The sequence below is a fragment of the Acinetobacter sp. YH12227 genome (assembly GCF_013417785.1).
GTDB lineage: Bacteria > Pseudomonadota > Gammaproteobacteria > Pseudomonadales > Moraxellaceae > Acinetobacter > Acinetobacter gandensis.
In genome coordinates this window covers 1-9,834 of sequence record NZ_VPDH01000099.1, presented here as the reverse complement: position 1 = coordinate 9,834, position 9,834 = coordinate 1, and the positions used below count along the sequence as shown (strand labels likewise).

Below are 9,834 nucleotides of genomic sequence, written 5' to 3'. Positions count from 1 at the left end.
ATGTATATCGTTGGCAGAAGAAATTATTTAGACCAGTTATCAAAAACTTCATTGATGACTTTATTCTCGATAAAAATCATCTGCTACCACAGAGAATCTATAAATAATAGTGCGTAAGTCCTATACCTTTTTCGATTGGTTTGGTGCATGCAACAGAAGTGGATAATGCGAAAAAGCATAAAACGCTGCAAGAAAGCCTTGATAAAATCTTTTTACCAAAACCCAAACGGTCTATAGACAAAATAGATGTCACTGAATTAAGTAAGTTCAACCTAGACACAACACGTGTTGCAGAATTACCAGCAGTTTCATACGGTCAGAAAATACAGGGTAATTACAATCCGAATACAGTTGCTAAAAATTTAAGCTTCGTTGATGCGATTCACATTGCAGTTCAACGCCGTCCTGAAATCACACAAAGTATTGCTGCAGTTGGATCTCAAAGTGCAAATGTAGATGTTGCGAATGCTGCGTATTATCCACAAATTTCAGGTGGACTTGGCACAGCAGACTTAACCAAAGGTGAGCGTGGTCGACAGTTATTTTCATTGAATGCGACTCAAATGCTTTATGATTTTGGTAAGACACGTAGCTTAGTTGATATTGAGGAAGCCAAAACTTTACAAGAACAAGCAAATGTTTTGGTTAATTTAGATGAAGTCTCGCTTGAAGTTGCGAATGCAATAATTAATATAAAACGTTATCAAGAAATCACCAAAATTGCCAACCAACAGATTGCCGGTGTAAGTCGAATTGCTGAAATTGCAAATTTGCGTGCAAAAGCAGGGATTAGTAGTCAGGCGGATCCAATCCAAGCGCAATCTAATTTAGAAGCAGCAGAGTCAAATTTAATTGTGCAAGAAACACAGTTAAAACAATATCAGCAGCGTCTGCGTACATTATTGGGTTTTGATGTATCAAATATTAATTGGGTTATTCCAGACCGAATTTTAACTGCTGCTGAATTGTATAAAGATCCTGATTTTAAAATGATCCCAAGTATGATGCAGGCGCAAGCAGGCGTTGAAGTCGCAAAATTACAAAAGCAGCAATCTAAACTGAGTGCTTATCCAACCATTAATGTAAAAGGCAGTTTAAGTCAGGCAGTTAATGGGCGTAATCCAAATAATAATGAAGATGATGGTCTTTATAGCTCAATCATGTTGGAAGCGACCAGTAATCTCTATCAAGGTGGGGCCGTTGCTGCGCAAACACGTGCTGCAAGTTATGCTGAAGAAGCTGCAAAGGCACAAGTGAATACAGTGTATTTGGATGTAGTAGATCAGGTACGTTTAATTCGCGAACAAATTGAAAATAAAAAGCGTCAAATGTCTGTACTGGTACAAAGACGTGAAACAACGGTTCGCACAAAAGAGCTTTATCAAGAGCAATATAAATTAGGGACACGTACAGTTGTTGACCTATTAAATGCGGAACAAGCTATTCATAGTGCAGCTCAAGAAATTGTGTCAGCGCAATATGATATTTACGCTTCACTTGCTCAATATATTCAAGTGACAGGACGTTCACGAGATATTTATGAACTTAATAATATGTCTATTCAGGGGTTTGAAGTCCAGCCATGAGTAATACCATAAATTATCAGCCTTGGCTTCAAGCGGTATTGAATATTGCCAAGCACTATCGAATTGAACCTTCTGAAGAGCGTATTCGCCTACAACTGGATTGGAATCAACATAATAATGCTGATGAACTTGTTCAAGTGATGGCACGCCAAATTGGTTTAAGTGTTCGTAAAAATAAATACGATATTAATTTACTAAATCCATGGCGCTTGCCGGTACTGGTTGAATTTGTCAGTGGTGAAGTGGGCGTTGTAGAACGTATAGATGTAGATGGCAATGCCAGCGTACAACTCAGTGGCGATGAAGGTTTATCACAAGTTTTTTCACTCGATCGTTTAGCAAATGGCGTACGTAATATTTATATCTTGCGTCCTGAATCTTCAGTGCCAGATGCTCGTGTCGATGAATACATCAAACCATTTGAAAAAAATTGGTTTTGGTCCATTGTTCTGAAAGATTGGAAGCGTTACATCGATATTATGTTTGCCTCTTTAATGGCAAATATTTTGGCGCTGGCTACTATTTTATTTTCGATGAATGTTTATGACCGAGTGATTCCATCACAGTCAGTGCCGACACTTTGGGTACTGGCAGGTGGTGTACTCATTGCAGCTATTTTTGAATTTACGCTGCGTGTTTCACGTATTTATTTATCGGATATTATTGGTAAACGTGCAGATTTAAAAATTTCTGACCGTGTATTTGGGCATGCACTTCGCATTAAAAATAGTGAACGTTCAAAATCAACAGGTACATTCATTTCTCAAATTCGTGAGCTTGAAGGTGTTCGTGAAATGGTGACCTCCACCACGGTCACAGCAATTGCTGATCTACCATTTTTCTTTTTGTTCTTATTCATATTCTGGCTGATTGGCGGCAACCTGTTTTGGGTAATGTTGTTGGTTGTGCCACTGATGATTATTCCTGGTATTTTGGCACAAAAGCCTTTAGCGAAATTGGCACAAATGGGGATGCGAGAATCTTCAATTCGTAATGCATTATTGGTTGAATCTGTACAAGGTATGGAAGATATCAAGTTATTACGTGCTGAATCACGCTTTCAAAATCAGTGGAATCACATGAATGAAGTGTCTGCTGATGTCAGTATGCGTCAACGTAAAATTGTTGGTTTGATGTCTGCTTGGACACAAAAAATACAAGGTTTAACCTTTGCCATAGTTGTATTGGTCGGTTGTTTCGCAGTAATGAAAGGTGAAATGACCACTGGTGCTTTGGTAGCCTGCTCAATTCTATCCTCGCGTATGTTAGCGCCAATTTCCGCACTAGCTGGGGTACTGGGTCGTTTACAACAAGCGAAAGTGGCAAAAGCAGGCTTAGATGAGTTGATGAAAAAGCCTGTGGATCAGCCTGATTATTCGCACTTAATTCATAAGCCTGTTATTAGTGGTGATTATGAATTGAATGGCGTGTCATTCAAATATGGTGAAGATGATCCACGTCCAAGTTTAATCATTCCAAAACTTGAAATTAAAGCTGGTGAGAAAATTGCAATTTTAGGGCGTAATGGAGCAGGTAAATCGACCCTGTTACAGCTCTTATCAGGCATGCAAACACCAGTACAAGGCAAAATTAAACTTGACGGTATTGAGCTGGCATTAATTGATCCAGCCGATGTCCGCCGTGATATGGGCTTACTGAATCAAAATGCACAATTATTTTATGGTTCAATTCGTGAAAATTTAACTTTAGGTGCACCACTTGCGACAGATGAGCAGCTCATTGATGTGCTTAAAATCACGGGCGCGTTAAGTTTTGTACAAGAGAAAAAAGAAGGTTTAGACCACATTATTTTAGAAGGTGGTGTAGGTTTCTCTGGGGGGCAGCGTCAAGCATTACTCCTAGCACGTTTGTTAATTCGTCAACCGAATATCTTGTTATTGGATGAACCGACCGCTGCGATTGATGATGTATCTGAAAAACAATTAATTGATCATCTCAAAGGCTATTTACAAAATCGTACCATGATTGTTGCAACACATCGTCGCGCTGTATTGGAACTTGTTGACCGTATTATTGTGGTGAATGAAGGTAAAATTGTGATGGATGGGCCTCGTGATCAGATTTTGAATCAAAATCAGGGTGCACCTAAACGTGCAACAGGGGCATAAATCATGAGCGATAATAAGCAAGAAGTAAAACGTTCAAATGCTGTCAGTTTTAAAGAACCACCATTACCAAAAACGAGTTTAATTATTTGGATTATTACCATTGGTTTGGCAGTACTTTTAATTTGGGCATGGTTATTCAAATTAGAAGAAGTTTCAACGGGTACAGGTAAAGTAATTCCTTCATCTAAAGAGCAGATTATTCAGTCTTTGGAAGGTGGTATTTTAACCAAATTAAATGTGAAGGAAGGCCAAATTGTTGAACAAGGACAAGTCCTTGCGCAATTAGACCCAACACGTTTTGAATCGAATGTGGCTGAGACTGAGTCACTACTGGTGGCAGCTCGTGCGACAGCGGCGCGTCTTCGTGCAGAAGTGAACGGGACTGCTCTAACATTTCCCAATGATGTGTTAAAAATACCTGCATTAGTGAATGAGGAAACAGCACTGTATCATTCACGTCGTGCGAATTTGGATGAATCACTATCAGGTCTAAAACAAGCCCTGGTACTTGTACAACAAGAATTGGCGATGACTGAGCCTTTGGTGGCAAAAGGTGCAGCGAGTGAAGTTGAAGTTTTACGCTTAAAGCGTTCAGCCAATGATTTGCAAAATCAAATGAATGACGTACGTAACCAGTACTATGTCAAATCTCGCGAAGAGCTTTCTAAGGCAAATATGGATATTGAATCACAACAGCAAGTGGTTCGTGGTAAATCTGATACGCTCAGTCGTACTGTTTTTAAATCACCAGTCCGTGGTGTTGTTAAAGAAATTGATGTTATGACTTTAGGCGGGGTGATTCCTCAAAATGGTAAGTTAATGACTATCGTGCCTTTAGATGAGCAGCTTTTAGTTGAAGCACGTATTTCGCCACGTGACATCGCTTTTATACGTCCAGGGCAAGAGGCTTTGGTTAAGATTACTGCTTATGACTATTCAATCTATGGTGGTTTAAAAGGAAAAGTGACGGTAATTTCGCCTGATACCTTACGTGATGAAGTTAAACAAGATCAGTTTTACTATCGTGTGTATATTCGGACAGATAGTGATAAGTTGACCAATAAAGAGGGTAAGGACTTTAGTATCACGCCTGGTATGGTCGCAACAGTCGATATCCGTACAGGTTCGAAAACAGTACTTGAATATCTGGTTAAACCGTTTAACAAAGCCAGCGAAGCTTTGCGTGAACGATAATGTAATAGTTGTTTAAAAAGCCTCCTCTATGGAGGCTTTTTTTATCGGTAAGTCTTTCAAAATAGATATAATCATTGTTCCACTTAGTTCGAATGAAGATATGGCATTTACACTTTCTACACAGGTTTGTTTTGAAGAGGACATTAAGAAAAGTCGTTTTCAGGCGATAGCTGTCCCTGTAGAAAATGAACAGGCTGTTAAAGACTTTTTAGAAGCGAACCGTGATATCTCCACAACCCATCAATGTTGGGCATGGAAAATTGGTCATACTGTACGCTTCAATGATGATGGTGAACCTTCAGGAACAGCAGGGCGACCAATTTTAGCAACAATAGAAGGCAATGATTTAACCAATGTGCTGGTTTTGGTAAATCGTTGGTATGGCGGCGTTAAGTTAGGTACAGGTGGATTAGTCCGTGCTTATGGTGGCTGTGCAGGTCAATGTTTAATGCTTGCTGAAAAAATTGAGTTAATTGAAAAGAAAAAAGTGCAGTTTAGTTGTCAATTTAATGAGTGGGCAATTATTCAATATGACTTAAATCAACAAAAAATAGAATTTCAAGAAGAATATACTGCGACAGGCGTAGATATTGAAGCAGCGCTACAGGTTCATCAGATCGAACCACTTGCAATTAAACTTCAAGATGTGAGTAGAGGGCGCGAGCAGTTAAAAATAGTGGATGAATAATGTATTCATTTCTCTTGTGAGGCAATTTGTCTCAAACAACCAACCAAATAATTGAGATTAAACTAGATGACTGAGCAAGACCCACTACTGAAATATCGTGAACAGCATAAACATCGCTTGAATTACATGCCATGGTTGTATCGGTCGTTGAAACCAAAAAATAGAGTATGGGCCGAAGCTTGGCAAAAAGAATATCAAGAATATCTTATGTCGATGGAAACCGTTGAAATTGGTGAGAACTGTTTCATTTCACCGCTCGCTCATATATTTGCTGAGCCAGGTCGAAAGATTAAAATTGGTGATAATACGTTTATTGCAGCAGATTGCACATTGCATGGGCCGCTTGAAATAGGCAGTGAAGTAGCGATAAATCATCACTGTATACTTGATGGTGGCCGAGTCGGAATTAAGCTACACGACCAAGTACGAATTGCTGCCTATTGCCATCTGTATGCTTTTGATCACGGCATGGATACAGATATGCCAATTTACCAACAAGCTGTACGCTCACAAGGAATCGAAATTGAACGTGATGTCTGGTTAGGTGCACATGTTGGCATAAAGGATGGTGTACACATAGCAGAACAAGCAATTGTTGGTATGAATAGTATGGTGACGAAGCATGTCGAAAAACGTGCGATTGTGGCAGGGAATCCAGCTAAATTTATTCGATATCGAGATTAAAGCCATACATTTGTGCAAAAAATGGCTTTTAAACTTACACAAATGTATGCATCACGAAACAGAGTTGTGATAAGTTAAAAATAACAAACAACTTTTATAGCCAAGCAAAAATAAAACGAGGGCTAATCATGAAACGAGTTATCGCATGTATCGACTCTTCGCCATGCATTAATGCATTAGCAGATGCAGCGGCTTGGGTTGCAAAACAGACCAATCGTGAACTGGTTCTACTTCAAGTCCTTGACTATTACCCAGCAAGTTATCATCTAGGTGAAATTAGTGGTGTGATTGGTTTTGAAAGTAATGCCATGCTTTTAAAAGAACTGGCAGAGCTTGAGCAAAAACAAAGTGATCTAGCACTCGATTATAGTAATAATCTACTCAAACATATTTCTGAAATGATTCAGGATAAACATGGCATTCAAACCTCACACATTCAGGAAAAAGGCGACTTTTTAGAGCAGAGTTTTAATGTTCTTCAGTCTGATGACATTGTATTAATTGGACGTGTTGGTGAGCGCTCAGCAGAGCGTAATAAGCCATTAGGGAGTAATGTTGAAAACTTTATACGTGGTGCAAGCTGTACTGTAATGACTGTAGGGCCAACCTTTAAGCCACCTACACGGTTTATTTTTGCTTACGAATATTCGCCAACATGTGTTGATTTAATGAAACGCGTGGCTAAGAGTGATTTATTACGTATTTTACAATGCCATTTAGTCTATGTTGGTGATCATCCACAAATTTTAGATGATCCCAAAAACTTTTTAACCAATGCCGGACTGGATGTTGTCACTGAGTATCGTTATGGAGATGTTTCAGAAAATATCTTGGATTATCAACAAGAGCATGGTATTCAATTAATTGTATTGGGTGCATTTAGTCACAGTAAAATTCATCAATTCTTTTTAGGTAGTATCACCACCAGTATCTTTAGGAATTCGAGTGTCCCTTTACTAGTTGTGAAATAAAAGTGTTTAGTTGTGGCAATTAAACAGGAATTTTAGACACAGATTAAAGTATTGATTTTGTATTTTTTATAACCAGAGTTATCCTCATATATTGTGGATAACTCTGTGTGTTGTTTTTGTAAGTTACTGTTTGTTAATTAAAATATTGTATTGATTGATTTTTAATCCAAATCAATCTTTGTACAATCTCAAGATTAATCAGTTATTTTACAATCGCAAGTGCGAAACCATCATGGCCTTTACAACCAACCGTTTGCAATGCGGTGCAAGATAAAATACGAGGATTATTTTGCATTGCTTTGAACATATCCCGTATACCTTCAATACTCGGTTTATGATTTTCTGGATTCAAAATATCGCCTGCACGAATGACATTGTCCAGCACGATAACTGTACCTGAATGTGAGAGATCCAGACTTAGCTCAAGATATTCAGGATAGCTTTGCTTATCCGCATCGACAAAAATAAAGTCAAAAGGTTCAGTATTTTCGGGTAGGGCACGTAAGATATCTGCAGCACGACCACATTTAAGATCAATCGTTTGAGGCAATTTTGCATTGTCGATATTTTCTTGTCCTAAAGCTGCGTGCGTATCACGACCTTCAATCGTTAAAATATAGCCATCGTCTGGAAGTGCACGTGCTAACCACATAGTGCTATATGCAGCAAAAGTTCCTAATTCCAAAACACGTTTGCACTTATTCATTTGAATCAACATTTGTAGCAACATGCCTTGATTTGCAGCTACGGCAAGATGGTCGGGGAAGCCACGTTCATCTGTATGTTTCAATGTCTGAGTGAGAATTGGATCTTCAGGAATTAAATGTGAATCGATGTAAGCATCAATGTCTGTCCACATTTGTTGCATGTTGTAGCACCTCATTTTTGATGAGAGCATTTTAAACCTTTCCATACATAGCGCAATTTATTGTTCAATAATCGCCTGTTTTATACACAAAAAAGACCTCAAAAGAGGTCTTGGTATGGCATTGTAATGTATTAGTAATTACACATTGAAGATCGTCGAGATAAATCTGGCCCCCAAGTGCGATAGCCTTGAGTATCAATATGAATTTGACCACTAGAATATAAGCCGAGCCCCATATTTAAACTCTGACCATGCTGTGCCCAAAATTGGCAAAGACGGAATTTCGTATTTTCAATATAGGCATAATCTTCAGGTTGAGGATAAGCAGGCCCAATACGAAAATCGATTGCGGAATTGAATAAGTGACGAGATGAATTTGCACCACCAGCACATTGGTTCAATGGCAGATCACGATAAACCGATGTCACTTCAAAGTCCGTTAAGATATTTGCTGCCACAAGATATTTAAATACACGCAGGGTGGAAATTTGGTTGGCCCACAGTTCACGATTTGGCACCATATACTCTGAACGGCCACATTTCTGCCAATCTCGCGCTGTACGCATAAGCTCAAAAGAAGGAATAATATTGCCAACACCATTTCTTTCAAGAAAGACCTCGTAATCACGTACTTTACGCAAATTATCTACAGATGCCACCCAGGAGTTGTAAGCATAAGGAACAACTTTAGGTTGCGATTGGCGAACGGTTGAGACTTTTTCTTGAGGAATGTAAATACGTTTACCGTCGTGAGTTGTAATAGTGTGGCCTTGTTTTTGTGGTGTACTGGTACAACCAATGAAAACAAGTGGGAAAATTGCAACGGACAATAATCCCTTAATTAAATGCTTCATTATAGAAATCAATTATTTATAAACTTGTTCTATTTTAATCTAATTTGAGTGAGAAATTTTGAATATTTTGCAATGAAATGTGTGCATTCGGTATAAAAAAAGATCAGCATGTGCTGATCTTTTTTGAATCTGTAAAATTACTTTTCAAGATATTGTAATTTATCAGTTTTGCCATTCCATTCTTCACGGTCAGCAGGTTGATCACCGATTTGAGTGATGTTTGGCCATTTTTGTGAAAGTTCAGTATTGAGTTCGATAAATACTTCTTGACCCTCTGGTAATTCATCTTCAGAGAAAATTGCATTTGCTGGACATTCTGGTTCGCATAATGCACAGTCGATACATTCGTCTGGATTAATTACAAGGAAGTTAGGACCTTCATAGAAACAGTCAACAGGACAAACTTCTACGCAGTCTTGATATTTACATTTAATACAGTTTTCAGTGACAACAAAGGTCATGGCGACAGCTACCTAAAAATATGGTTCTAATAACTAATAGTGTATTTTAGGCAAAAAATAGCACAACTAACAATTCCTTTTATTGATATTTATTATATGCAGTGCTGTTAAAATTACTAAAAACTGAACAATTTAACCAAAACAGCGATGTAATGATAATCATACTCAATAGCTGGCCTGAACTCACACTTTTTATTTAGCATTTTACCTTGAGCGTTTTACATTCAAAGCTACTCCTTTTTCAATTGGATTAAAAAAAGCCCCCTAATAGGGGTAATGCCAGTCAGTTAAGCAAAAAAAGTTAAAATGCTGTAAAAAGAGCGTATGTAAATACGCTCTTTTTTTATGAATTTATCTCAGAATCTAGATTTAACATTAAAACAAACCCTACCTTCACTT

General features: G+C 38.2%; 9 protein-coding genes and 1 pseudogene. 7 read left to right on the top strand and 3 right to left on the bottom strand.

Annotated elements, in window-relative coordinates; all coding sequences use genetic code 11:
- The 7 genes and pseudogenes from FTV09_RS15935 to FTV09_RS15905 form a co-directional block, all read left to right on the top strand.
- A pseudogene (locus tag FTV09_RS15935) lies at positions 1-107 on the top strand (IS701 family transposase); the annotation flags it as partial.
- Positions 108-122: 15 nt separating this feature from the next.
- Positions 123-1,586, top strand: coding sequence for a TolC family outer membrane protein (locus tag FTV09_RS15930; protein WP_180058865.1), 1,464 nt, complete (start codon positions 123-125; stop codon positions 1,584-1,586).
- A complete protein-coding gene (locus FTV09_RS15925) occupies positions 1,583-3,715 on the top strand; it encodes a type I secretion system permease/ATPase (protein ID WP_180058864.1) in 2,133 nt (710 codons plus the stop codon). Before FTV09_RS15930 ends, FTV09_RS15925 begins: the two co-directional genes overlap by 4 nt.
- Before the next feature lie 3 nt (positions 3,716-3,718).
- Positions 3,719-4,909: an HlyD family type I secretion periplasmic adaptor subunit gene (locus FTV09_RS15920; RefSeq protein ID WP_180058863.1), complete on the top strand. Its 1,191-nt coding sequence runs from the start codon at positions 3,719-3,721 to the stop codon at positions 4,907-4,909.
- Between the two features lie 100 nt (positions 4,910-5,009).
- Positions 5,010-5,597, top strand: coding sequence for a YigZ family protein (locus FTV09_RS15915; RefSeq protein ID WP_067762597.1), 588 nt, complete (start codon positions 5,010-5,012; stop codon positions 5,595-5,597).
- A gap of 66 nt (positions 5,598-5,663) precedes the next feature.
- A complete protein-coding gene (locus tag FTV09_RS15910) occupies positions 5,664-6,281 on the top strand; it encodes an acyltransferase (protein ID WP_067762582.1) in 618 nt (205 codons plus the stop codon).
- Between the two features lie 128 nt (positions 6,282-6,409).
- A complete protein-coding gene (locus FTV09_RS15905) occupies positions 6,410-7,252 on the top strand; it encodes a universal stress protein (RefSeq protein ID WP_067762581.1) in 843 nt (280 codons plus the stop codon).
- 202 nt (positions 7,253-7,454) lie between these two features.
- Here FTV09_RS15905 and FTV09_RS15900 read toward each other — a convergent pair whose 3' ends face one another.
- From FTV09_RS15900 to fdxA, 3 genes are all read right to left on the bottom strand, one after another.
- Positions 7,455-8,120 (bottom strand): O-methyltransferase, encoded by a 666-nt coding sequence (locus tag FTV09_RS15900; protein ID WP_180058862.1) that lies wholly within the window; start codon positions 8,118-8,120, stop codon positions 7,455-7,457.
- A 131-nt stretch (positions 8,121-8,251) separates the two neighbouring features.
- Positions 8,252-8,974 (bottom strand): D-Ala-D-Ala carboxypeptidase family metallohydrolase, encoded by a 723-nt coding sequence (locus FTV09_RS15895; RefSeq protein ID WP_180058861.1) that lies wholly within the window; start codon positions 8,972-8,974, stop codon positions 8,252-8,254.
- 137 nt (positions 8,975-9,111) lie between these two features.
- Positions 9,112-9,435: a ferredoxin FdxA gene (gene fdxA / locus FTV09_RS15890; protein WP_053580096.1), complete on the bottom strand. Its 324-nt coding sequence runs from the start codon at positions 9,433-9,435 to the stop codon at positions 9,112-9,114.
- Between the last annotated feature and the right edge of the window lie 399 nt (positions 9,436-9,834).